The organism is Kitasatospora sp. NPDC056138, from assembly GCF_042264695.1.
In the GTDB taxonomy this organism is placed as follows: domain Bacteria; phylum Actinomycetota; class Actinomycetes; order Streptomycetales; family Streptomycetaceae; genus Kitasatospora.
Window position 1 is genome coordinate 116,183 of record NZ_JBHJVK010000008.1, and the last position, 21,796, is coordinate 137,978.

31 protein-coding genes, 1 tRNA gene and 2 pseudogenes are annotated in these 21,796 nt (G+C 71.2%); 4 read left to right on the plus strand and 30 right to left on the minus strand.

The window, feature by feature from the left end; genetic code table 11:
- The first annotated feature begins 5 nt into the window (after window positions 1–5).
- Window positions 6–80: transfer RNA gene (locus ACFC1R_RS08315), tRNA-Val, on the plus strand.
- 68 nt (window positions 81–148) lie between these two features.
- Here ACFC1R_RS08315 and xerC read toward each other — a convergent pair.
- The 8 genes and pseudogenes from xerC to ACFC1R_RS08355 all read right to left on the minus strand — a co-directional run bounded on the left by xerC (window position 149) and on the right by ACFC1R_RS08355 (window position 6,232).
- Window positions 149–1,294, minus strand: a complete 1,146-nt coding sequence (gene xerC / locus ACFC1R_RS08320; RefSeq protein WP_375934669.1) for a tyrosine recombinase XerC — start codon at window positions 1,292–1,294, stop codon at window positions 149–151.
- Complete coding sequence (locus ACFC1R_RS08325) at window positions 1,294–1,485, minus strand: helix-turn-helix domain-containing protein (RefSeq protein ID WP_375934672.1); 192 nt, start codon at window positions 1,483–1,485, stop codon at window positions 1,294–1,296. Before ACFC1R_RS08325 ends, xerC begins: the two co-directional genes overlap by 1 nt.
- A gap of 189 nt (window positions 1,486–1,674) precedes the next feature.
- Window positions 1,675–2,922 (minus strand): DUF3631 domain-containing protein, encoded by a 1,248-nt coding sequence (locus ACFC1R_RS08330; protein WP_375934675.1) that lies wholly within the window; start codon window positions 2,920–2,922, stop codon window positions 1,675–1,677.
- 121 nt (window positions 2,923–3,043) lie between these two features.
- Window positions 3,044–3,862 (minus strand): annotated as a pseudogene (locus ACFC1R_RS08335) (DUF3631 domain-containing protein); the annotation flags it as partial.
- 55 nt (window positions 3,863–3,917) lie between these two features.
- Window positions 3,918–4,754 (minus strand): DNA primase, encoded by an 837-nt coding sequence (locus tag ACFC1R_RS08340; RefSeq protein WP_375934901.1) that lies wholly within the window; start codon window positions 4,752–4,754, stop codon window positions 3,918–3,920.
- Between the two features lie 102 nt (window positions 4,755–4,856).
- A complete protein-coding gene (locus ACFC1R_RS08345) occupies window positions 4,857–5,279 on the minus strand; it encodes a hypothetical protein (protein WP_375934678.1) in 423 nt (140 codons plus the stop codon).
- Between the two features lie 21 nt (window positions 5,280–5,300).
- Window positions 5,301–5,636 carry a hypothetical protein gene (locus ACFC1R_RS08350; protein ID WP_375934681.1) on the minus strand — a complete coding sequence of 112 codons (336 nt, stop codon included), beginning with the start codon at window positions 5,634–5,636 and terminating at the stop codon, window positions 5,301–5,303.
- On the minus strand, window positions 5,633–6,232 hold the full coding sequence (locus tag ACFC1R_RS08355; protein ID WP_375934684.1) for a hypothetical protein: 600 nt from the start codon (window positions 6,230–6,232) through the stop codon (window positions 5,633–5,635). The genes ACFC1R_RS08350 and ACFC1R_RS08355 overlap by 4 nt, the downstream gene beginning before the upstream one ends.
- A 150-nt stretch (window positions 6,233–6,382) precedes the next feature.
- On the opposite strand from ACFC1R_RS08355, the gene ACFC1R_RS08360 reads away from it, so the two are divergent.
- The gene (locus tag ACFC1R_RS08360) at window positions 6,383–7,429 is read left to right on the plus strand and encodes a hypothetical protein (RefSeq protein WP_375934687.1); all 1,047 of its coding nucleotides are present in this window, start codon (window positions 6,383–6,385) and stop codon (window positions 7,427–7,429) included.
- Window positions 7,430–7,510: 81 nt separating this feature from the next.
- On the opposite strand, the gene ACFC1R_RS08365 is transcribed toward ACFC1R_RS08360, so the two are convergent.
- The 19 genes from ACFC1R_RS08365 to ACFC1R_RS08455 form a co-directional block, all read right to left on the minus strand.
- Complete coding sequence (locus ACFC1R_RS08365; RefSeq protein ID WP_375934690.1) at window positions 7,511–8,014, minus strand: single-stranded DNA-binding protein; 504 nt, start codon at window positions 8,012–8,014, stop codon at window positions 7,511–7,513.
- A gap of 115 nt (window positions 8,015–8,129) precedes the next feature.
- A complete protein-coding gene (locus ACFC1R_RS08370; RefSeq protein ID WP_375934693.1) occupies window positions 8,130–8,447 on the minus strand; it encodes a hypothetical protein in 318 nt (105 codons plus the stop codon).
- 10 nt (window positions 8,448–8,457) lie between these two features.
- Window positions 8,458–8,640 (minus strand): hypothetical protein, encoded by a 183-nt coding sequence (locus ACFC1R_RS08375; protein WP_375934695.1) that lies wholly within the window; start codon window positions 8,638–8,640, stop codon window positions 8,458–8,460.
- Window positions 8,641–8,649: 9 nt separating this feature from the next.
- Complete coding sequence (locus ACFC1R_RS08380; RefSeq protein ID WP_375934698.1) at window positions 8,650–9,087, minus strand: hypothetical protein; 438 nt, start codon at window positions 9,085–9,087, stop codon at window positions 8,650–8,652.
- Between the two features lie 20 nt (window positions 9,088–9,107).
- The gene (locus ACFC1R_RS08385) at window positions 9,108–9,299 is read right to left on the minus strand and encodes a hypothetical protein (RefSeq protein ID WP_375934701.1); all 192 of its coding nucleotides are present in this window, start codon (window positions 9,297–9,299) and stop codon (window positions 9,108–9,110) included.
- Between the two features lie 40 nt (window positions 9,300–9,339).
- Window positions 9,340–10,731, minus strand: coding sequence for a transfer protein (locus ACFC1R_RS08390; RefSeq protein ID WP_375934704.1), 1,392 nt, complete (start codon window positions 10,729–10,731; stop codon window positions 9,340–9,342).
- Entirely contained in the window at window positions 10,728–11,561 is an 834-nt protein-coding gene (locus ACFC1R_RS08395; protein ID WP_375934707.1) for a hypothetical protein, read from the minus strand. Before ACFC1R_RS08395 ends, ACFC1R_RS08390 begins: the two co-directional genes overlap by 4 nt.
- 83 nt (window positions 11,562–11,644) lie before the next feature.
- The gene (locus ACFC1R_RS08400; protein ID WP_375934710.1) at window positions 11,645–12,142 is read right to left on the minus strand and encodes a hypothetical protein; all 498 of its coding nucleotides are present in this window, start codon (window positions 12,140–12,142) and stop codon (window positions 11,645–11,647) included.
- A gap of 11 nt (window positions 12,143–12,153) precedes the next feature.
- Complete coding sequence (locus tag ACFC1R_RS08405; RefSeq protein ID WP_375934713.1) at window positions 12,154–12,570, minus strand: hypothetical protein; 417 nt, start codon at window positions 12,568–12,570, stop codon at window positions 12,154–12,156.
- Window positions 12,571–14,278: 1,708 nt separating this feature from the next.
- Complete coding sequence (locus tag ACFC1R_RS08410) at window positions 14,279–14,461, minus strand: hypothetical protein (RefSeq protein WP_375934716.1); 183 nt, start codon at window positions 14,459–14,461, stop codon at window positions 14,279–14,281.
- Window positions 14,461–14,961 carry a hypothetical protein gene (locus tag ACFC1R_RS08415; RefSeq protein WP_375934719.1) on the minus strand — a complete coding sequence of 167 codons (501 nt, stop codon included), beginning with the start codon at window positions 14,959–14,961 and terminating at the stop codon, window positions 14,461–14,463. The genes ACFC1R_RS08410 and ACFC1R_RS08415 overlap by 1 nt, the downstream gene beginning before the upstream one ends.
- A gap of 41 nt (window positions 14,962–15,002) precedes the next feature.
- A complete protein-coding gene (locus ACFC1R_RS08420) occupies window positions 15,003–15,449 on the minus strand; it encodes a hypothetical protein (RefSeq protein WP_375934722.1) in 447 nt (148 codons plus the stop codon).
- Window positions 15,450–15,465: 16 nt separating this feature from the next.
- On the minus strand, window positions 15,466–15,708 hold the full coding sequence (locus ACFC1R_RS08425) for a hypothetical protein (RefSeq protein ID WP_375934725.1): 243 nt from the start codon (window positions 15,706–15,708) through the stop codon (window positions 15,466–15,468).
- 18 nt (window positions 15,709–15,726) lie between these two features.
- Window positions 15,727–15,936, minus strand: a complete 210-nt coding sequence (locus ACFC1R_RS08430) for a hypothetical protein (RefSeq protein ID WP_375934728.1) — start codon at window positions 15,934–15,936, stop codon at window positions 15,727–15,729.
- Between the two features lie 15 nt (window positions 15,937–15,951).
- Window positions 15,952–16,326 (minus strand): RRQRL motif-containing zinc-binding protein, encoded by a 375-nt coding sequence (locus tag ACFC1R_RS08435; protein WP_375934731.1) that lies wholly within the window; start codon window positions 16,324–16,326, stop codon window positions 15,952–15,954.
- On the minus strand, window positions 16,323–16,691 hold the full coding sequence (locus tag ACFC1R_RS08440; RefSeq protein ID WP_375934733.1) for a hypothetical protein: 369 nt from the start codon (window positions 16,689–16,691) through the stop codon (window positions 16,323–16,325). The genes ACFC1R_RS08435 and ACFC1R_RS08440 overlap by 4 nt, the downstream gene beginning before the upstream one ends.
- A complete protein-coding gene (locus tag ACFC1R_RS08445; RefSeq protein WP_375934735.1) occupies window positions 16,688–17,707 on the minus strand; it encodes a DUF2637 domain-containing protein in 1,020 nt (339 codons plus the stop codon). The genes ACFC1R_RS08440 and ACFC1R_RS08445 overlap by 4 nt, the downstream gene beginning before the upstream one ends.
- 73 nt (window positions 17,708–17,780) lie before the next feature.
- The gene (locus ACFC1R_RS08450) at window positions 17,781–18,143 is read right to left on the minus strand and encodes a WhiB family transcriptional regulator (RefSeq protein WP_375934738.1); all 363 of its coding nucleotides are present in this window, start codon (window positions 18,141–18,143) and stop codon (window positions 17,781–17,783) included.
- Window positions 18,143–18,409, minus strand: a complete 267-nt coding sequence (locus tag ACFC1R_RS08455) for a hypothetical protein (protein WP_375934741.1) — start codon at window positions 18,407–18,409, stop codon at window positions 18,143–18,145. Before ACFC1R_RS08455 ends, ACFC1R_RS08450 begins: the two co-directional genes overlap by 1 nt.
- Before the next feature lie 598 nt (window positions 18,410–19,007).
- Between ACFC1R_RS08455 and ACFC1R_RS08460 the strand changes: the two genes are divergently transcribed.
- Both ACFC1R_RS08460 and ACFC1R_RS08465 read left to right on the plus strand, forming a co-directional pair.
- A complete protein-coding gene (locus ACFC1R_RS08460; RefSeq protein WP_375934744.1) occupies window positions 19,008–19,778 on the plus strand; it encodes a helix-turn-helix domain-containing protein in 771 nt (256 codons plus the stop codon).
- A complete protein-coding gene (locus tag ACFC1R_RS08465; RefSeq protein WP_375934747.1) occupies window positions 19,775–20,248 on the plus strand; it encodes an NUDIX domain-containing protein in 474 nt (157 codons plus the stop codon). Before ACFC1R_RS08460 ends, ACFC1R_RS08465 begins: the two co-directional genes overlap by 4 nt.
- On the opposite strand, the gene ACFC1R_RS08470 is transcribed toward ACFC1R_RS08465, so the two are convergent.
- The 3 genes and pseudogenes from ACFC1R_RS08470 to ACFC1R_RS08480 form a co-directional block, all read right to left on the minus strand.
- The gene (locus tag ACFC1R_RS08470) at window positions 20,245–20,787 is read right to left on the minus strand and encodes an HD domain-containing protein (RefSeq protein ID WP_375934904.1); all 543 of its coding nucleotides are present in this window, start codon (window positions 20,785–20,787) and stop codon (window positions 20,245–20,247) included. The genes ACFC1R_RS08465 and ACFC1R_RS08470 overlap by 4 nt on opposite strands.
- Before the next feature lie 7 nt (window positions 20,788–20,794).
- Window positions 20,795–21,256 (minus strand): GntR family transcriptional regulator, encoded by a 462-nt coding sequence (locus tag ACFC1R_RS08475; RefSeq protein WP_375934750.1) that lies wholly within the window; start codon window positions 21,254–21,256, stop codon window positions 20,795–20,797.
- A gap of 119 nt (window positions 21,257–21,375) precedes the next feature.
- A pseudogene (locus tag ACFC1R_RS08480) lies at window positions 21,376–21,796 on the minus strand (hypothetical protein); the annotation flags it as partial.

Here is a 21,796-nt window from a genome sequence, read left to right on the forward strand (position 1 = left end):
GACTGGGGTGCATAGCTCAGTGGTAGAGCGCTGCTCTTACAAAGCAGATGTCGGCGGTTCGAAACCGTCTGCGCCCACCAGGAAAAACGCCCCGCAGCGATCACGCTGTGGGGCGTTTGACTGCACCAACTGACGGCAACGGCCGCCGTCAGCCCTTCTTGCGGCGCCTCTTCAGCAGGCGATCCATGTGCCCGAGGGCTTCGCGCCGGGTGTCCTCCGAGACGTGTGTGTAGACGTTCATGGTCACGGCGATCTGCGAGTGCCCCAGGATCTCCATCACCACCCGCGGGGCGACGCCGGCGGCGAACAGGATGGTGGCGCAGCCGTGCCGCGTGTCGTGGAGCCGGATCCGCGGCAGGCCCGCGTCGGCGCCGAGCCGTTCGAAGGAGCGGCTGAGGTTCCGGGGCTCGACTGGTCGGCCGGTCCGCGTGGTGAACACGTACCCGGTGTCCTCCCAGTCCCTCCCGGCGGCCTCGCGCTGCGTGGCCTGCTGGAGCCGTCGCCAGCGAAGCGGCGCGATGCACATCGACGGCAAGGGGATGACGCGCGTCCGCCGGTTCTTCGTGCTGTCGGCGTACAGCTCCTTCTGTACGCGCTGGAGCTGGTTCCGAACCGTCAGCGTGCGGTGGTCCAGGTCGATGTCACTCCAGCGCAGTCCCAGGATCTCGCCCCGCCGCAGGCCCAGCGTGATGGCCAGCACGAACGCCGTGTACAGCGGGTCCGGGCGGGCTGACTCCAGGAACGTGACCGTCTGGTCCAGCGTCCACGTCTTCATCTCGCGTACCTCCACACGCGGAGCAGGAACCAGGGTGGCGACGTTCCGGCTGATCAATTCCTCACGGCACGCGGCCGTCAGAGCTGTGCGCAGCACGCGGTGCGACTCCTTCGCCGTGGCAGCGGAGGCTTCGCGCGCCACCGTGCCGACGAACCGGCGCACGTCGGGGACGCCCAGCGACTCCAGGCGCTTCGTCCCGAGATGCGGGATCAAGTACCGCCTGACGTGGGTCTCGTACTTGGCGTACGTCGTCTTCTTGCGCTGCGGCCGGACGAACTCCTCCAGCCAGTAGGGGAGCCACTCGGACAGCTTCTGCGAGCGCGTTGGGGTGGGGATGCCCGCCCGGTCGCGCTTCACCAACTCCTGCCGCTTGGTGTCGCACTCCTCCCAGGTGTCGCCGTAGACGGTCTTGCGCTTACGGGTGCCGTCGGGCTGCTGGACGTAGACGCGCCCCTCGTAGCGGCCGTCCTTGCGCTGCCAGATGCTGCCGGCACCGTTGGGACTCTTCTTACGGGCCATCAGTGACCGTTCTCCTCAGTCTTGTTACGGATGTAGTCGGCCAGGCTGTCGACGGAGATTCGCCGGCAGCGGCCTTCGGTGAAGCTGTGGAGCCGCTTGGAGCGGATGAGGTCGTAGACCTTGCTACGGCTCATCCGGAGGGCGGCCATGACCTCGGGGACGGTCAGGGCTTCGGGGATGGCGGTGGCCATTGGGCGACTCCCGAGATTCGAGGCACAGAAAAAGGGGTGGAGCCTGGGCTCCGCCTCTTCCTTCTCTGGGATCCGCTACTGCCGCTACTGCCGCTACCTCCCTGGTCAGGGGCATGTTTTTGGTAGCGGATTGGGTAGCGGTAGCGGATTGGTGCCGCTCCCGCCGGGTGGGCGGGAGCGGCGGACGGCCTACGGCGCTGCGGCGGCCGGGGCGTCGGGTAGCGGTTCGGTATCCGCTACCTCGGGCGTATCCGCTACCGGAAACAGGGGCCTGACCTGCGCGGTAGCGGCAGTAGCGGCAGTAGCGGATTCCTGGGAACGAGGCGGGCAGTAGCGCAGCCACGCGTCGGCGAGGTCGGCGGCGTAGTAGCCCTTGGCGCTGCTCTTCGGCCCGGTCTTGATGTTGCGAGGCTTGATCGGGTCGTTGTCGGCGGTGACGTAGTCGCCGAGCATCCGGGCGAGGGCGCGGGCGGTGATGGGCTTGCCGTCGAGGTCGGCCCACGGGGCGTCGTCCAGCTCGGCGAGCTTGCTCAGCAGCTCGGAGCTGAGCATCCGCTCGGCGCCGCCGAAGATGTCCCGCAGATCGCCGAGGAGGCGGATGCCGACGCTGCCCTTGTCGTTGGCCTTGGAGGCGGTGACGAGTTCGATGCAGGCGGTGCGGGCGCGCTTGGGCCAGTGGCCGCCGGCGGCGTCGGCGACGGCGAGCAGGGGCTCCCAGACGTCGGCGGGCCGGTCGCTAATGCCCTCGGGCAGCACCGGCCACACGTCGTGGAGCTGGTCGCGGACGCTGCTGGCCCACTCGGCGAGGCGGTCGCGCAGCTTGTGCCCCTCGGCCTTGTGGATGCGCTCGCGGTAGGGCTCGACCATCTCGTTGGGGGCCCGGCGGCGCATCCGGATGACGACGGAGCGGCTCATGATGGTGTCGGGCAGGTCGCCGAGGCCGCCCATGGCGAGCGCGGCGTAGACGGGGAAGGGCTGCACGGTCTGGCTGCCGCCGTCGCCGACGCAGCGCAGGACGACGCCGGAGCGGCGGTGGCCGGAGTTGATGAGGCCGCGCAGGTCCTCGTTGCCGGCGGCCTTGGGGCCGAAGACGGTGTCGATCTCGTCGAACAGCACGGTCGGGCGGGCGTCGGCGTCGGAGACGGTGCGGAACAGGGCGGCCGGGCTGACGTCGGTGGTGAGCACCGGGCGCGGGGCGATCGTCTCCATGATCTCCAGGGCGCGGGTCTTGCCGGACCCGGGCTCGGGGCTCAGGAAGGCGATGCGGGGGGTGGACTCGAAGCAGTCGAGCAGGTGGGTGTGGGCGTCCCACAGGACGACGGCGGTGTATGCGGCCTCACTGGGGAAGACGTTGAAGCGGCGGTGGAACCTCTCGACCTCGTCGAGCAGGGCGGCGCCCTCGGGCGTGGTGGTGACGGGCGGGGTGGGATCGGTCATGCTGGCCTCTCCGGTTCTGTTGGGGCTGGACGGGAGCGGGCCGCCGGTCTTTGCCGAGAGGGCGGCCCGCTTCGGCGTGTCAGCGCCGGGCGCGCGCACGGTCGGCGGCGGCGGTGAAGTCGCGCTCGGCCTCGATGAGCTGGACGCAGGCGGTGCGCGCGCGCTCGGGCCAGTGGCCGCCGGCGGCGTCGGCGACGGCGAGCAGGGGCTCCCACACGTCGGCGGGCCGGTCGAAGATGCCCTCGGGCAGCTCGGGCCACACGTCGTGGAGCTGGTCGCGGACGTTGTCGGCCCAGGCGGCGAGGCGCTCGCGCAGGGCATGGCCCTCGGCCTGGTGGATGCGCTCGCGGTAGGGCTCGACCTTCTCGTTGAGGGCGCGGCGGCGCATCCGGATGACGACGGAGCGGCTCATGATGGTGTCGGGCAGGTCGCCGAGGCCGCCCATGGCGAGCGCGGCGAAGACCGGAAAGGGCCGTACGGTCTGGGATTTGCCGACGCCGACGCAGCGCAGGACGGCGCCGGAGCGGCGGTAGCCGACGTTGATGAGGCCGCGCAGGTCTTCGTTCCCGGTGACCTTCGGGCCGAGCGCGGTGTCGCTCTCGTCGAGCAGCACGGTGGGGCGAGTGGCCCTGCCGCTGATCGAGCGGCCCAGCGCGGCGGCGCTGACGCCGGTGGCGGTCATCGGCCGGGGCACGAGGTCCCCGATGACGGCGAGGGTGCGGGTCTTGCCGGTGGCGGGTCCCTGGGACAGGAGCGCGAGGCGCGGGGTGGTCTCGAAGGCGCCGAGCAGGTGGGTGTGGGCGTCCCACAGCGTCACGGCGGTGGAGGCGGCCTCGTTGGGGAAGACGGTGAAGCGGCGGTGGTGGGCCTCGACGGCGTCGAGCAGGGCGGCACCGTCCTCGACGGCCGGGCGGGTGGTGAGCGGGGTGGTCCCGGGCATCTCGGGTTCTCCGGTTCTGGCGGGGCTGGGACGGGTGGTCGCTCCCGGCGTGGGGTCAGGTGTGCTGGCGCGCGGCGCCGCCGGCGGCGTAGCCGTTGGTGACGGCGCGGACGGCGTAGTCGTGGGGGACGCCGACGTTGACGGCTGCGTCGACGAGGTGCTGGGCGATGGTGTCGAGGCCGCAGGGGCCGGGGCAGCGGGTGTGTTGGGCGGCGAGGAAGCGGGCGACGCCGAAGGTCTGCGATCCGGCGCCGGTTTCCGGGCAGTCCGCGATTTTGGCGAGGCCGCGTTGCAGGCCGGTGTGGATGTAGCGGTCGGTGTGGCGGCACCCGCTGCCCACGGTGCGGGTCCAGGGCGCCGGGGGTGAAGAGGCCAACCGCTCGCCGCCCGGCGGCGGGCTGGCCTCTTGCTTGTCGACGAGGGCGCGGACGGCGTCGGGCAGCGGGGCCATGGTGCCGGTGCCGTGGCCGATCCAACGTACGTACTGCATGAGGGACTTGACGTCCACGTCGGGGCGGACTTTGTTGGAGGAGGCCATGGCGCCCCGGTAGACCCAGTGCTCGCCCCGGGTGGTGACCACGGTCAGGGTCGGGGGCAGGGTGGTGCGGGCCCAGGCGACGGCGTCGGCGCTGTCGTGGTCGACCACGGTGAGCCCGGCGCCGCCGGGGTGGTAGGCCACGGCTTCGGCCTCCCGCCACGCCCGCAGCCACGGCGCGCTGGTCAGGACGGCGGGGTCGGTGGTGGCGGCGGCCCACGCGTGGCAGGGAGCCGGGCACATGCAGGGGCCGGGGTTCTTCATGTTCGGCCGGCCGCCGCAGGCGAGATCCTGGCAGGCCGGGCAGTTGCCCAGTGGGCCCTTTCCGGCCCTACGGGGCAGCACCGGCAGGCCCATCCGGGCCAGGGACAGGGCGAGTTGGAGATGGCGGAGGTGGCTCACGCTTCGCTCCGTGGGGTAGGGCCCGGGGCCGATGCGGGTCGGCCCCGGGCGGGCGGGTCAGTCGTCCAGTTCGGCGGTGTACTGCTCGGCGAGGGTGAGGAGTTCGGCGAGGCGGTTTCGGGTGATGCGGAACTCGTCGTCGCCTTCGGGCCACCCGATTTCGACATCGAGCACGTCGTCGCCGTCGAGCCGGTCGGGGTCGAGGTCATCGAGCAGCGCCCGCAGGTCCGCAGCCAGCAGCTGTACGCCGCCCTGTGCGCTGACGACGGGGCAGCCGTCGCCGATCCCGTCATGGGCGTCCAGGTAGGCGGTGATGGCGCGCTCCTGCGCCTTGGTGGCGCTGCCGAACATCAGGGCGGACAGGTCGGCGACAGTGAGCTTGTGGTCACCGGAGTACGTGGCCAGGCGTCCGACCGTGACCATGCGGGGGTTGGATGCCAGGAAGGCTCGGACGTTCTCGGCGGGCGTGGGGATCGTCATGGTGGCTACCTTTCGGGCCAGTCAGAACAGGGCGTCGGGTTCGGTGGCCGGGGCGTCTGCCTCGCGGGCCTTGGCGGCGGCGCGGCGGGTGGCGTCGTGGCACTCCGGGCACCACGCGATGAGCGCGGTCTTCGGCAGGGCGGCGGCCTTGTGCGAGGGCAGCAGCAGGTCTGCCGGTTCGGCGGGGGCGGCGCGCAGGCGGACGGGGCCGGTGCCGTGGACGGTCTTGCAGCGCCCGCCGTCCTTGTCGTGCTTCTTGCCGCAGGTGCCGCGGCACTGGCAGCGGCCTGCTGCGGCGGCGAGGACGACCAGCCACAGGCCCTGGTTGTCGCCGAGCGGCGGCGTGCGGCCGGTCACGACGCAACCGGCCGGTTCGAGGTGTCGAGCAGGTCGTTGACCAGGTGGGCGTGGGCGTTGGCCCAGACGACCAGCTCGTCGACCACGGACTTGGCTTCGAGCGTCATGATCCAGCCGGGTTCGGCGGAGCCGGGCTCGATCAGCAGGTGGTCGGGCACCGGGAGGAGCAGGGTGACGGTGGCCAGGAGCAGGGGCTTGTCGACGTCGGGCTCGAAGAGGCGCCGGAACGGGCCGCGGTCGACGCTCCACAGGTCGGGCTGCCAGTCGCCCAGGCGCCGGTCGGGACGGTGGGCGAGGGCGGTGTGCCGCAGGGGCACCTCGACGCGCAACGCCAGCTCGTTGTCGTCGGTCTGGACGGCGGTGATGTTGTGCAGGTCGGGGCGGATGCGCACGTAGCCGGGGGACATGATGGGGCTGGTGGCGATCTGCCAGGCGCTGCACGCGAACTCGGCGGCGGTGAGCGGCTGTCCGTCCTCGTGCAGCAGGCGCGCGTTGCGGGTGAGGTAGGAGCCGTAGCGGGAGTCGCCGTTGGAGGCGTGCTCGCGGTCGTGGACGTCGTCGACGACGGCGAGCGTGCCGTTGGTGAACTGGGGCATGCTTGAGTCCTCTGGTCTCTGCGAGGGGATCGGACGGGCCCCGCGGCAGCCGCCGACTCTTGGTGGATGAGACGGCTGTTGCGGGGCTTTGGCATGGGCCGGTAGTTGTGATCGGGGTGTGCTGTCGGCGGTGCTGCGTAGGCTGACGGCATGCCGAACGAGGAACTTCTGCTGGTGCCTGGCAAGACCGTGACGACACGTGCTGCTCTGGCGGCTGTATACGGGGGAAATACGCAGGCCGGGATCATGGTCACCAGCAGGAAAGAACGGCGGATCTTCGTCTTCTCCGACAAGTCGGCGAGCAAGGAGAACAGCTACACCTTCGACGGCAGAGCAGAAGACGACGAGTACGGGCCGCTGTACACCTATACGGCGTCCGGGATCCACGGAAACCAGTACTGGAACCGGGACAACACAGCGCTGCGGGACCACTCCCTGAAGAGCGTTCCGGTGTCGTTGTTCATCAGTGACGGCTTGGTGCCGGGCTCTCAGACCAAGCTTCAGCGGTACATCGGCGACGTCGTGGTGGACCCGATCAAGCCGTTCGAGTTCGGTTGGAACAATGATCCGAAGGGCAACCGGCGCCGGGTCATCATCTTCCGGCTCCGCCCTGCGCCTGGTGCAACGCTGGTCTTCGACCCCGAGGACGACATCCTGGTGACACCGGGCGGAATCGAGCTCGCTTCCCCTGGTGCCGCAGATGCGCTCGAACTGGTCGCGGAGGCTCGCAGTTTTGCGATGGCGGCTATTCGGGTCCAGCCCGGAATAGCTCCGCCAGAGAACTTCTCTCAGAAGACGGCAGTTCAGGTGATCGCCGCTGCTGAGCGGCAGGTGACGTACCGTGAGGCCGAACTCCGAGCGAGGTTCGAGGCGTACTTGGAAGCGCTGGGCCACCAGTACGGCCGCCTTCGTCTGCGTGTGGAGAAGACCATGCTCCGGACGGACACCTACGACCAGACTGCCAACGTGTTGTACGAGGTGAAGGCACTGTCCGACCGTCAGCATGTGCGGCAGGTCGTCGGGCAGCTCATGGACTACCGCCGGCATGCAATCCACTACGTCCGGGACGGCTTGCGTTATGCAGCCCTGTTGCCCAGCGAACCCAGCCAGGACCTGAAGGACCTGCTGAAGTCCGCGGACATTGAACTCGTCTACCTCGACGGCACCCGCTTCGTAGGACACCCGCTTCCCCAGTGACCCGTCGATGAATTTCCAGCCCCCGGTGGCCTGGCAGCGTGTGGCTGCCAGGCCACTGGCGTGTATGGGGCGACGGTTCGGCTAGAACGGCGGCTCTTCGGTGCCGCTGGCCGGGGCACCGCCCCAGCCGCCCGTCGAGGCGGGGACAGGAGCGGGGGCGTCAGTGGACCACGGGTCCGCCTGCCGCGCGGCCGGGGCGGCGCCGTTGCGCTGAGCCTTGGTGACCTTGGTGACCTTGGCGGTGGCGAAGCGCAGGCTCGGGCCGACCTCGTCGACGTCGAGGCCGACCATGGAACGGTTCTCGCCCTGCTCGGTCTTCCAGTTGTGCTGCACGAGGCGGCCCTGGACGACGACGCGCATGCCCTTGGTCAGGGACTCGGCGACGTTGGTCGCCATCTCGCGCCAGGCGGTGGCGCGCAGGAACAGCGCGGTGCCGTCGCGCCACTGGCCACTGGCCTTGTCGTAGGTGCGGGGGGTGGAGGCAATGGTGAAGCGGGCCATGGCCACGCCCTGCGGGGTGAAGCGGAGTTCGGGGTCGTCGGTGAGGTTGCCGACGACGGTGATCGGGGTCTCTCCCACGGACACGGTGCCTCCCAGGGCATCGGTGGCGTCGGGATCGGGTCTGCCCGTCCCCCGCACCGCCCGGGCCCCGGCCGCTGGCTGCGGCGGGTCCGGGCGATACGGCGATCGGCACAGGCCGTTAGGACTCGTCGGGGTCCTGGGCGAACTCGCAGGTGCCGTCGCAGTCGTAGAAGCCGCAGCCGCCGCACTCGGGGCAGTGCTCGTGGTCGATGAAGACGACCTCCTGGGCCTCGTAGTCCCAGACCTCGTCCTCATAGCCACCGCCACTGCCGTGGCAGCCCTCGCACATCTCGGTGTGACCGGGGCGGGGATTGGCCTCTTCCCCCTTGGCATGACGCTGCTCGTTGGCGAGGTCGAGGGCGATCTCTGCTGCCTTCTCTTCGTCGCGGGTTGAGTAGTCGATGTCGGCGTCGTAGCCGTCGAAGTCGTCGTCCATGGGCGGCCTTTCAGGCGTTCGGGGCGGTGAGCTTGGGCTGGTCGGCGAGGGCGTGCAGGGCGTCGGCGATGGCGAGGAGGGCGAGGAGGTGGGCGTGTTCGGCGGGCGGGAGTGAGCCGAACTTGGCGTAGACGCGGGCCAGGTCGTAGTTCGAGGCGTCGGGGAGGTCGGGGACGTCGAGGGGGTGGGTCATGGTGTCCGTTCAGCGGTTGCGGTTGGAGACGCTGACGCTCACGTTCACGCCGCCGTGCCCGCCCCGGCCGCCGCCCCCGCCGCTGTTCTTGAGGAGGTAGAGGACGCCGAGGGCGGCGGCGAGCAGGCCGAGGCCGGTGGTGGCGGCGGCGAGGGTCTGGAGCAGGAAGCCGAGGCCGATGCCGCCCGCGCCGACACCGATGCCTCCGGCAAGCAGGCGGGCGGGCCACGGGTCGCGCGCCGGCACCGACACCGGGAGCGGGGCGGGGGTGTGCGGGGCGGGCAGGTAGACCACGGTCGGCGCGAGCGGCTGCCCGGGTACGGGCAGGGCTGCGGGCTGGTAGATGACGGGCGGGTGGGCGAGCGGGGCGGGGGCGGCGTAGTAGGGGGTGCCGTCCGGGCTGTAGGCCACGGGGGCGGCGGGCGCGGGCTGAAAGGGCGTGGTCACGGGCCTGTTCTCCTTCTGGCTCAGTGGATGGACCCGGCGGCGCCGGCGATGGTGGCGATGAGGTGGTCGATGGCGGTGTGCAGGCCGGTGGAGGCGAGGGCGTAGCCGAAGAGGGCGGCGGTGACGGCGGAGCCCAGGCGCAGGTAGCCGTGGCGCAGGAGGAAGAAGAGGGCGATGCCGCTGAGGGCGGTGAGGGAGATGGAGAGGATCACGGGTGCGCTCCATGGGTCCGGGCGGGCGGTGCGGGGCAGGTCAGCGCAGGTTGCTGAGGGCGTTGCGGATGGAGCCGAGCTTCACGGGCCGTCCGCCGTCGGCGTTGACGGCTTCCAGCAGGGTGTGGGCGTCCAGGTCTTCGTCGGCCGCTTCGAGGGCCGCCTGGACGCGGTCGGCGATGGTCAGCCGTGGGGCCGCCTGCGGCCGGGCGGGCCCGGCGGGGGTGCTGCGGCGGCGGGAGCGGCGGCCGTCCCTGCCCTCGTCGTCCTCAGGTTCCGGCGGCGGGGGGAAGGCGGCGTTGTAGGCGGAGTCGCCGTCGAGGCGTTCGATGTACGCCTCGCCGGCGGCACCCCAGGAGGACTTCTCCAAGGATTCGTGCGGGCCGTCGCCGTACAGGGCGAGCATCTCGGGGTCCAGGCCCTCGGTGGGGGTCTTGGAGCCGACGTTGAAGGCGCGCATCTTGGCGCCGGGGTAGGGGCCGGAGAGGTGGTAGCCGGTGCCCTGGGTGCCGGGGCGGTCGTCGTCGGCCTCGGCCTCGAACTGGGAGACCAGGCGGGTGGCGCCGGCCTTCTTCGGGATCGGGGCGAGCTTCTGCCCGGTGGGCATCAGGCCGTCCGCGACGAGTTGCTGCATCATGCTGGAGGTCCAGCGCAGAAGCAGGACTTCGCCTTCTTTGAGCATGGCGCGCATGGTGTCGGAGCCGCCGAGTTCGTCGAGGTGGCCGGCCTGGGCGAGCAGGGCGATGCCGACACCGAGGGAGCGGCCGGTGCGGCCGATGTCCTTGATGTAGAAGGTGGCCAGGTCCCGGTAGGGGGCGCCCTTCTCCAGCAGGCGGTTGGCCTCGTCGATGACGACGTAGAGCAGCGGGTCGGGCCTGTCCCTGAGGAACTTGGAGCGGCCGGCCGCCGCGTACCGGGCGGCACGCTCGCGCATGACGCACCAGGCGGTGTGCAGCTGGGCCATCACGCCCTCTTGCGAGTACACCGCCCAGTCGACGTTGCCCCGGGCCTCGGGGGCGGACTGGCCCTCTTTCAGGTCGCCGTAGAAGGTGGCGATCCCGGAGCGCTTCATCGCGGCCAGGAGGATCTGGCCGAGCGTGGACTTACCCGCGCCGGTGGTCCCGAACAGCAGCAGGCGCTGGGCGCTGCCAGACTTCGGATCGTAGAGCTGGACGTAGACCTTGCGGCCGTTGTGGTACCGGCCGATCCAGATCCGGCCGCGCTCGTCCATCTCCAGGAACCCGGGGTCGGGGAGGCGGACGTCGGCGAGCGGGTCGGTGGGGTAGATGGTGACCAGCGCCTGGCTGCCCATGGCCTCGATGGCCAGGCGGGAGGGGTCGTCGATGCGCATGGCGTCGGCGAGGCGGACCGGGTCGTAGGCGATGAGGTCGCCCGGCGGCGCTTCGAGGGTGAGTTCGTAGATCCGGCTCACGCGTCGATCTCCCGCCCGGTGTCGGTGTCGACGACGCGGATCGCGGTGATCATGGTGCCGGGCATGCCCTTGGGGGCGATGTGCTGGGCCCAGTGCGCGTACATGTCGGCGGCGTCCTGTGGCGCGCGGCCTACGGTGAGACGGCGGACACCGGCGCCGCGTCCGGGCAGCTTCGTGACGGTGATCTCCTCCTCGTCCCAGTCGATCAGGGCGGACAGGCGGGTGGTGGAGATCGTGGGGACCGGGGTGCCGTGGTGGGCGGAGCGGATGACGGCGGTCATGGACTGCGGGCCGGTCTGCTCGATGTGCTCCAGGATCGTGCCGGGGGCGACACCGCCGTCGACGGCCGCGTGCTCGGACCACCAGGCGGCCAGCGGGTGCCGGTCGGCGGCCGGTTCCAGGCCGGTCGGGGCGTCCTGTTGGGCCTGCTCGACGGCCTCGGGGGTGAGGGAGGGTTCGCGGCCGGCCAGGACGCGGGCCATGCGGGCGGGGCGGATGAGCCACACGGCGGCGGTCCAGGCGGCGTCGGCCGCCAGTTCCCACCAGTGCACGCCGGTGATCAGACGCTCGGTGACGAGCAGGCCGGCCATCGTGGCGGCCGGGGTGAGGTAGAGAGCGGTGGCGGTGTCCCGGACAGGGCCCTTGGGGAGGGTGGCGGACCAGGCGAGGCCGTAGAGGATCGCGGTTCCGGCGCCGCCGATCGTGGCCGGGTAGAAGTCGGTGGTGAACGCGCCGGCCGCCAGGCCCGCGGTGCCGGTGAGGGTGGCGGCGCGGCCGAGGTGGCTGCGGGCGGTGGCGACACGCCCGCGGATCGGCCCGAGGGACATCATCAGCGTGCTCTCCTTCGCGTTCCGTGGCGGGGCGAAGGGGCGGCGACGCTGCCAACGGGGCGGCGCCGCCGCCCCGTTCGGGGTCAGCGGTTGCTGTAGAAGGTGCGGTCGGCCATCTCGACGGGCATGGCGTTCGCGGCCTCGGCGACCGACCCGTAGTCGGCCTCGTGCTCGGCGGCGGTGGCGTGGAACGCGGCGGACAGGTCGGCGAGGTCGGCGGCCATGGCCTCGGCCTCTTCCAGGACCGAGCGCATGACGGCGGCAGCGTCGTGGTGCTCGCCGACGGTGTCGCGGTCGACGGCCAGCGCGGCGGCCTGGTCGGCGAGGCGGTCCACCGACGCGGCGCACTTCTCGACGTACTTGTAGGCGCTGGTGACCACGTCGGCCACCAGCGCCAGCTTCACGCCGGTCTCGACGAGCTGGGCGATGACGATGCCGTAGCGCACGGCCTCGGTGAGTGCGCGGCCGGCCGTGGCGAGGGCCGAACCGACCTTGCCCGGGGCGTCGTCCCGGTCGGACGGTGCGGTGGACGTGGTGAGCGGCTGACTGCTGGTGACCTGCTCGTTGGTGGTGTCGGACACGGACGCCCTCCTTACTCGTTGTGGTAGTCGCGCTCGGCGGGTGCGGTGTGGCCGGCGTCGCGCACGGCGTCCGCCAGGGGCTTGTGGCGGGCGGCGGCGTTGTCGCCGGCGGTCGTGATGGCCTCGGCGGCGGCCGGGATCTTCTCGGCGATCGCCTCGGCGCGGGCCTTGACCTGCGCGGTCTTCTCGATCAGCTTGGCGACGGCGGTCGCCAGGATGCCGGGCACCTTCAGCGCGAGAACCTTGGTGTGCAGCGTCTCCAGCTGCTCGGCGAGGTCCTCGCAGTCGGCGGCGGCCTGCTTGGCCTCGGCGGCGCCCTGGGTGATCTCCTCGCCCATGTCGGCGTCCGCCTCGATGACGTCGTAGATCGTCAGCTCGGCGTCGGCGTACTGCGTGCCGTGCGCGGTGCGCGGTGCAGGGATGGTCACTAGTCGTCCTCCAACGGGCTTTGACGGTGGGGGAGATGGGGGTTTGGTGGTGCCGGGCCGGGCGTGGTCCGAACGGTGGGGCGCGCGGGGCAGGGCTGCCTGGCCCCGGCCGAGGGCGACGGGCGGGCGGGGCGTGTGGGGGCCGCCGTCGGCACGCTCGACGGTGATCGTCTCGCCCTCGGCCCAGGCCCAGCCCGGCGGCGGGGCGAACCCGCCGTCCGACCCGGTGGCCGAGCCGTGACTGGCGGGCGGGGTGGTCTCTTCCGCCCGCGGTTTCCGAGACCGGCGGAACCGCCACCGGGCCCGTTGCGCGTGCTGCCACCAGGGGGCATCCCGGCGGCGTCGGTGTTCGCGGCTAGAGCGACCCTGCCCGGGGCGGCTTCGCCAGGGCCTGGCCCTGGTCGCGCCGCCCGGCGTCACCAGGCGCCGCTTCCGGCGCGGGCGCTTCGGCGGCTTCGCCCTGCCGCCGTTCGACGGACCGCCGCCGGGCTTCGGGCCGGTCGTGGCGTCGGGCGGGACGGCGAGGTCTGTGCCGGGCGGCCCGGTCGGCGCGGCCTGTGCCTTCGGGCCGGCGGCACTGTCCGGGGCGTCGGGTTTGGGCTTGCGGCCGTTGAGGATCCGGTCGGCGGCCCGGGCCCGGAGCGCTGCGCGGATCGTCGTCGGCGTCGAGCCGGACGGGGACTTGTGGGCGCCGGTCGGCTTCCACGAGCCTGTGGTGATCCGGTCGGCGATCCGGCGGCCGGCGGCCCCCCGGATCGTGTCCGGCCCGGCGGGCTGACGCAACGGACGCCCCGCCGCCCGGTCCCGACCCCGGTCCCGGTTTCGGTCCGGGGAGGTGGAAGAGGCCACCCCGCCGCCACCCGAATTCCCGCCACCGGAAAGGCGATTCGGCCACCTCGTCGACCCGGAGGCATCCATGGCCCTTCTGCGGGCCTCCCGCACCCGGTCCGGCCCCGGACTGCCGCCGAAGCCTGACCGACCATCAGAGCGGCTGTGGCGGGGCTTCTCGGGCGCCCTGCGGTCCGGCGCGCCGCCCGGGGTGGTGGGGCTCTGGCGGAACGTCGCCGGGACCTGCGGGCCGGTTCGGGGCGGATTCTGCGCCGAATGGCGCGTGCTCCGACCGAATTCCGGACCGGACTGCACCCTGCCCCGGGGCACCGCTCCGGAAAAGGCGGTCCGGGAATCCACAGCTTGTGGATTCCCGGACGTGGCGGATGATGTCCGCTGCCGGTCCACCGTTTTCTGGTGCTCGGCGCGGGCTTTCATGTAGGCGACGAAATGTGCGGCGCCCCGCAGGGCGGCTACCGTGATTCCGGCCATCATGACCGCCGACATGGCGGCGACATTCGCCGGGCGGCCGCTTTCGACGGGCGCTTCGGCCGGCGCGGCGTATTCGCTTTCGCGGGAAAGCTCGGGGTTTTCGGGGATCGACAGGGACGCGGGTGGGGCCAGGTCGGTGGCGAGCGGGGCCAGCATCGGGGCGCTGTCGGGCGGCCGGTCCTCGGCGACGACCCCCGGCACCGTCAGCCGGGGGAACCCGAGCACGGTCCCTCCGTCGTTGTCGGCCATCGGGCCTCCAATCGGGATGTCACGCTCCGTCACGCATCCGAGGGTCCTTCACGCGTACGCGTGCACGCGTACGTGGGACCCCCGGATTCACGGAGCGGCGTGATGATGATGAGCGCGAAGCGTCACCATGAGGGGCGCGTCAGGACGCGGCGTGCTGCTGGGTCCAGGCGCTGAGCATCCGCACCAGATCGGCCCACGACTCCTCGTCGCCGCCAGCCAGCGTGCGGGCCAGGTCCCACAGCTCCCGCGCCCGGTCCGCGTTCGTCGCCGTCGCCGCCAGGCGCTTCTGCCAGTACGAGACCTGGCCCGGGGAAAGCGACATCAGGCACTCTCCTTGAGGAAGTCGAGGAACGCCGGAGCCTGCTTCTCTCCGGCATTTCCGTCCGCCTTCTCGGAAAGCGCGGAGGAAATCCCGTGAAGGGTGGCTGCGGTGTTCACCGCGGCCGTGCCCCGGGCCGTCTGGAGACCGGCCTTGCGGTCCTTCTCCAGGGACTTCTCGGCGGCGCGGTCCGCGCGCTTCTTCGGCAGCTCGACGAACCGGCGGTTGTATTCCACGTCGAGCTTTCCGGCGGCGTTCACCGCCTCCCGCAGGTGCCGTTCCAGATTGGCGAGCGGCCGGGTCGCGAAGTAGGCGCGCACGCGCGACTGGAACAGCCTGTCGCCGTCGATGCGCACCGACTCCAGGTCCGCGCGGTACTCGCGCAGCAGGGCCTGGACCTCGTCGGCCATCTGCCGCAGCCGCTCGCGCTGCTGGGCGGCGTAGATGGCCGTGCCGCCCGGGGCCGTCAGGTGGTCCGACGTCCACCTGTTCGTGCTGGTCATGGTGCTCCTCCTAGTCCGGACTCGTTCCGGGTGGCGGTGGGTCAGGCCGAGGCGATGAGCGCGGCGCAGGTCTCGAAGGCGTGGTGCCAGGCCCGATCGAGCAGGTAGCCGGACTGGGGGTCGCGCTGGAGCCAGCCGCCGCTGCCGGTGGCGTGGGCGAGGCGGACGACGCCGCGGGGCTCGGTGTCCCGCCAGTGGCCGCCCTGCCGGTCGGCGATGAAGTGGGTAGCGGCGGAGAGGGCGAGGGCGGTGGCCACGGGGGCGGGCCGCAGGCGGATGCCGAGCAGGCGGGCGCCGCCGAGCAGGGCGGCGGCCTGAACGGCGGCGTAGCTGGCGACGTGGGCGGCGCAGGCCCGCCGGCCGGCAGCCCCGTCCTGCCCCTTGGTGGTGGCCTGGTGGTCGGTCTGGATCCAGTGGTCGGCGACGTCCGCCGCCGACCGGAGCAGGGCGTAGGCGGCGGCGAACCGGGCGGCTCGGATGCTGGTCACGGCTGGCTCCTCCTGGTCAGTCGGTGTAGCCGAGTTCGGTGGGGCTGACGCCGTCGCGGATCGCGGCGGCGTCGGCGCGCATGTCGCGGGCCTGGCTGCGCAGGATGAGGGCGGCCTCACGGGCCACGCTGCGGTCCCACGGGCTGTTGGCCAGGTCGGCGACGAAGGCGTCGGCGGAGTCGGCGGCCTCGGCCTTGTCGGCGGCGCCCCGGTCGAGGCTGGCGGCGAGGTTCTTGGCGTCGGTACGGGTCCAGCTCATGGCGGGAGCCTCCGGTGGTCAGTGGGCCTGCTGGATGAGCGAGCCGATCAGCTCGGGGCGGTTGGTGGCGCCGAGCGAGCGGCCGGCGGAGGTGAAGAGGTGCCACCAGTGGGCGGTGCGGTCGTCGTTGCTGGTGTGGGCGCACGTGAAGCCGTGGAGCGGGAAGACGTCCACGACGCGGGTCTGCTCGAACTCCGGCTGCGGGGCCGGGATGCGGTCGGTGCTCATCGGTTCTCCCTTGGGTCAGGTGGCGATCGAGTCGGGGGCGGCGCAGGTCAGGCAGGTGCCGAGGTGCGCGGGCAGGACGTAGCCGGCATCCGCGTGGCAGAGCGGGCAGGTGCGGCGTGCGGCGTTGGCCTTTTCGAGGGCGGCGGCCCTCGCGGGGGTCATCGGCCTGACCGGTTCGGCCAGGGCGAGGCGGTAGAGGTAGGCGGGGCGGGTACCGCCGTAGCGGGAGCGCCACATGACCTGCGCGGCGACGTCCTGCCGGCCGGGGCTCAGACCCTTGGCCCGCAGCTGGCGGCGGGTGAAGAGGCCACCCGGCGCCATGCGCCAGGGGTAGGTGGGCGTGCCGCCGTGGCGGGTGCCGTCGGGGTCCCAGTGGCGCGGGCGGCTCACCGCTCGTCGCCCATGGCGGACTTGGGCAGGTTGAAGTAGCCGACCAGCGTGAGCGGCGTGCCGGCGTAAGTGGTGGTGACGCTGAGCCAGGCGAGGCTGCCCGTCGTTTCGAGGTCGACGCCGGCCGGGTCGAGGCCGAGGGCCTGGCGCCACTGCTCGAAGTCGGCGAGGGCGGTGTCGCGGTGGAAGCCGAGGGCCAGGCCCCAGGTGCGGACCAGGGCGGCCGAGGCGTCGCGCTCGCCGGTGACGACACGCTCGCTGGTGATCCTCGACGCGGGCAGGCCGGGGTGGGCGGTGAAGAGCGCGAGCAGGGCGCCGGCCGCGTTGATCTGGGCACCGGCCGTGGTGGTGTCGGTGGTGGTCATGATGCCTGCTCCTCGGCTCGCGGGGCGGTGGTCTCTTCGGCGGTGGCGGGCACGGCGTGCAGGGTGGGCCGCTCCGGACCGGCGACGCTGAACTCTCGGTAGCGGTTGGCAACCCAGCCGGCCGACCAGCCGGTCAGCTCGGCCGCCCTGCGCTGCGGGATGCTGGCCACCACGCAGGTCTGGATCTTCAGTCGGGCCTTGTCCTCGGGCAGACGCTCGTCCACGGCGGGGGCGGTGAGGAGTTCCTGCCTCAGCCGCTCGATCTCCCGCCCGGCGTCCTGCTCACGCTCGCGCTCACGGCGCTCACGCTCGCTCACCTCGCGCTCACGGCGCTCACGATCAGCCCGCTCGGCGTCCTGCCGACGCTGCCGTTCGTCGCGCTCGGCGGCCTCCCGCCGGGCCTGTTCGTCGCGTTCCTCGCGGGCCATGCGCTGCTCGTGCTCACGCTGCTCGCGGGCCATCCGCTCGTCGTGCTCACGGCGCTCACGCTCACGCTGCTCGGCACGCTCAAACTCGGCCAGGCGGTCCGCGCGTTCCTGCTGCCGGCGCTCGTCGGCGCGGCGGTCGCGCTCGGCCCGCTCATCGCGCTCACGGGCCGCTCGGGTGGCCAGAGCGGTGGCGATCGCCCGCCGGTAGGCGAGGGAGGTCTCCGCCGTGACGATCAGCAGCAGCGGCGCCACCGCGTGGACCGACACCCCGACCGCATCCCGGTTCAGGGCGGACAAACCCACGTTGAGCAGCACCGTCATGGCACCGGTCATCCAGCGAAGCACGACCGGCCACTGGCCGCCGTCGCCGCCCAGGCGGGCGAGCGTGCTGTCCATCCGGATCACGATCACCACCGCCGCGTCCACGACCAGTGGCAGGATCGGGGCCGTCCACTCCCAGCCCTGCGGGGTATGGCCGGACATCAGCGGGGTCACCGTGAGCACGCTGTAGAGGACCGCGCCGAGCGTGATCGTCCAGGTGCCCACGGCCAACGCCCGCTCGGCCGAGCGGATCTGTTCCTGACTCATCAGGGTCTTCACCGCGACCACCGCCCGGTGTGCGGTGAGCGCGTCGTGAGCGCGGTGAGCATCGGGGCGTTCATCAGTGAGCACCCCCGGCTGTGGCCCTCGAACGGCGCCGGTACGCGGCACGCTCGCGCTCGTTCAGGCCGCCGAAGATGCCGAACGGCTCGCGCCGCTCCAAGGCGTCGGCCAGACACATCGACTTCACCGGGCAGCCCGCGCACATCATCTTGGCGCGGCGCTCGGCCCACTCGGCGGTCTCAGGCCCCAGCTCCTCGGGGTCCGGGAAGAACAGCGCGGTGTCGCTGCCCTCGCAGGCGGCGCCGCGCAGGTCGCTGTCCGGGTTCGGGCGGTACTCGGCGAGCACAGTGGCCGCCGGGCGGGTGACCCGGTGCGGGGTGCGGGTCGCTGCACTGCTCAGGAGGCTGTGGAGCTGTGTCATCACGCGGCCGCCTTCCAGTTCAGCACCCGGCGGCGCTCGGCGGTGCGCATCAGGGCGGACGCGAACCGGGCCGCCGGCCCGTCCAAGTCCCGCAGGACCGCGCGTGCGACGTCGAGCCGGATCAGCCGGTCCTCGTCGGAGCTGTCCGTGGTGCCGTCGAACAGCTCGGTGTCGACGCCGAAGCCGAAGTCGGCGCCGGTCCCGAACGCGAGTTCCGCGAACTCCTCGGGAGTCGCGGCTACCTGGCCTGCAACAATCAGTTTCATGGGTTCACCTCGTCCAATCGGGGGGTGAGCCCGCAGGGCCGCCGCGCGTTCCTTGGCCGGAGCGCGGCGGCCCGACTCATGCGGGCCCAGCTACTTGTGGTGCACGAGTAGCCATGGCCACGGCCCAACCGCGAGCGGAAGGGCCGGACCAAAGTCACTCGTTCACTGCCGTCCGTTTCCGAGAGCGAGCTCCCGTTTGTAGGCCTGGACGGCTGACCTTTCGGTCTCTACCGTCCGGCCTGCCAAGGCGCCGGCTTCCTCGGCCCGATCTGTCCCGGGCCCCTTCGCCCTGGGCGCGGCGGTAGCCGGCCATTCACGGGCGCGTTTGTGCAGGTCAGAGCAGCCCAAAGAAGGGCCAGCGGTCCATCTGCCTCGCTATGCGAGACATGTTGAACATGTCTCTTACGATGGCGCGCAGATGACTCGGCGTCAAGTCCTTCGCTTGTTTGGCTGACGACTACCTCGGTCGTGCAGATCTAGAGTCGCGCGTTCGTGCCCGTCGAGACACGGCGGAGCTGGACGGCTACTGTCCGTCTTGGGTACGGTCGAGTCGTCCCGCATCGTCCAAGCGCCACAACTCCGTCCAGGGGAGGACGAGATGGCCAACGAACGACTTCGCGGCGCGATCCTGGCCAGCGAGCTGACGATTGAGCAGATCGCCGAGCGACTCGGCGTCAGTCCTCGCACGGTCGAGCGGTGGGTCGAGGCCAAAGACCAGCGCAAACCGTACCGGCGGTTCCAGTACGGGCTGGCCAACCTTCTGCAGCGTGACCTCTCCGACCTGTGGACTGACGAGCAGACCAGCACTCAGACGGCCGAAGCCGGACGAGCCGAGCTGGTCACCCTGTATCCGCACCGCGCCGTGGTGCCGAAAGATCTGTGGACCTCGCTCTACGCTGCGGCAACGCAGCAGTTTGACCTTGTGGTCTACGCCGGCTTCTGGCTCTCGGAAGACCCGCTCTTCTTCCGGATCATCCGCGAGAAGTCGGCAGCCGGAGTCCCTGTCCGGCTGATGCTGGGGGACCCGGACTCACCGCTAGTCGCTCAGCGAGGAGAAGACGAAGGCATCGGCGCGGCGATGGCTGGCAAGATTCACAACGCGCTCGCCAACTACGCGCCGTTGTTTGGACTGCCGGGAGTGGAGTTCAGGCTCCACTCGACCACGCTCTACAACTCGCTCTACCGGGCAGACGACAACATCCTCGTCAACGGCCACCTGTACGGCGTCGGGGCCTATTTGGCGCCGGTACTCCACTTCAAGCAAGTCCCCGGCGGGGAGCTGTTCAGTACGTACGCGGCGAGTATCGAGCGGATCTGGGAGAGCGCCCGGACGATCGCCTCGCCGATCCTTGAGAGGAAGGCCGCATGAGCCGCGTGGACTACTTCAATGACCCGGCGGCGCCACCAGCGAACTCGGTCGTCCCGTCGGTGACGGCCGTGGTCTGCGACGACTTGGGGCGGCTGTTGCTGATCCACAAGACGGACAACGACCTCTGGGCCCTTCCAGGTGGGGGGCATGACATCGGCGAGTCGGTCGCGGAGACGGTGGTCCGCGAGGTGCGGGAAGAGACCGGCTACGAGGTCGAAGTCGTTGCAGTCACCGGGTTGTACACCGATCCGCACCACGTCATGGCCTACGACGATGGCGAGGTCCGCCAGCAGTTCTCGATCTGTTTCCGGGCCCGCCCGATCGGCGGATCGCTTCGTACGAGCGAGGAGTCGAAAGAGGTGCGCTGGGTTCAGCCAGCTGACCTCGACACCCTTGTGATCCATCCGTCCATGCGGTTGCGAATCGAACATGGATTGGAACCTGATCGGGTACAGCCGTACATCGGTTAGGCAGCAGAAAGCCGGTGCTCGACCCGCTCGGCGGCGGCGTGGATCTCGGGCTCCGCGCGGCGGATGAACCGGCCGACGATGCTGTCCGGTCCGTATCGACTTACGATCTCGGCGACCCTGGCGGGTGTGGTGGTCAGCACACCGTCCGGCGTGGTGGTCATGTCGCAGTAGATCAGGGCGTCGACCAAGTGAGGTTGCTCCAGCGGGAACTCCGTCTCAAGCTGCTGCCTCAGGCCGCGCTCCTCGGCTTCGAGGAGCGCACAGGAGTGATGCGCGACCAGGCGGACGATGCGCTCGTCCGCCCGCTCGACCCGTCGGAGGAAGCGGGCACCGTCGAGCGGGTGGAATCCGGTGTCGCTGATTCGGGAGGAGTATCCGATGTCGTGGAGTACCGCGGCAGCTTCGAGCAGTTCGGCGTCGGTCCCGAGGATCGGTGCCAGAGCGCGGGCGCGGCCGGCCACCCCCTTGGAGTGGGCCCACCGCCGGGGCAGGTCATCGGAGAGAAGCGATTCGGCGAGTTCGTAGGCCCACACGATGATTTGACTCCTAAGCGGGTTGTGGTGGTGATTCCTTCGTGGGTGGAAGCGCGCGCACGTAGCGCCCCTTGCCGTGGCGTGCTTCGAGTATTCCTGCGCCCTCCAGCGTGGCCAGCGCCCGGCGGACCGTTCCGCGAGAGGCGCCGGTGAGCGTCGTGAGGTCGTTCTCGGACGGGATCGAGTCGCCCACCTGGAGCCTGTCCGGTCCGAGCAGGGCTGTGATCTGATCGAGCACGGGAACCTTCGCGGCCTGGTCGGCCGCGACCAGCCACCCGACGCCTGGCTGAGACCTGATCAGCCCTTCTCCGGCCAGGACCTCCAGTGCCCGCTTCACGGTGGAGCGGGCGACCCCGTACGTCTTCATCAGCTCTGCCTCGGACGGCAGCTCCGTCTGCTGCGAGCCGTCCCCGAGCTTCACGCGCAGTGCGTCGGCGATTTGAAGATAGGTTCCGCGCGGACTCCGCTGAGGCACTGGCCGCTCCTTCCCTGAGTCTTGGTACCTGTCAAGCGTTAAGCATGCCTTGCGCATGAGCAAGTATTTCCTCGGGCGGAAGTATGCGCGGGTGCGATAGGGGGATGAAGCTACGGTCGCTACCACCGTGGTGAGGGGGCTCCTTTGGGGTCAAGGCCGTGAGGCCAGAGCCGCTCGGCGAAGTGGCGCACGGTGAGGGAGTGGCCAGCATCGGTGATGATACGGACGATGCGCTCGGTCTCTCCTCCTCTTCCTGCTCGGTCGCAGAGCAGAACGATCCCGCGAAGCAGGTGAGTGTTCCCGGTGGAAGCGGTTAGCCTGGCGAGGCGTTCGGCTTCCGGCCAGTTTCCGGCTTCTGCTAGGAGTTCGGTCACCCTGTACAGCGCGTGGGCGTTCCCGGCGGCTGCGGCGAGTCGGGCGAGGCGTTCGGCCTCGGCCCAGTCCCCGGCTTCTGCTAGGAGTTCGGTCACCCTGTACAGCGCGTGGGCGTTCCCGGCGGCTGCGGCGAGTCGGGCGAGGCGTTCGGCCTCGGCCCAGTCC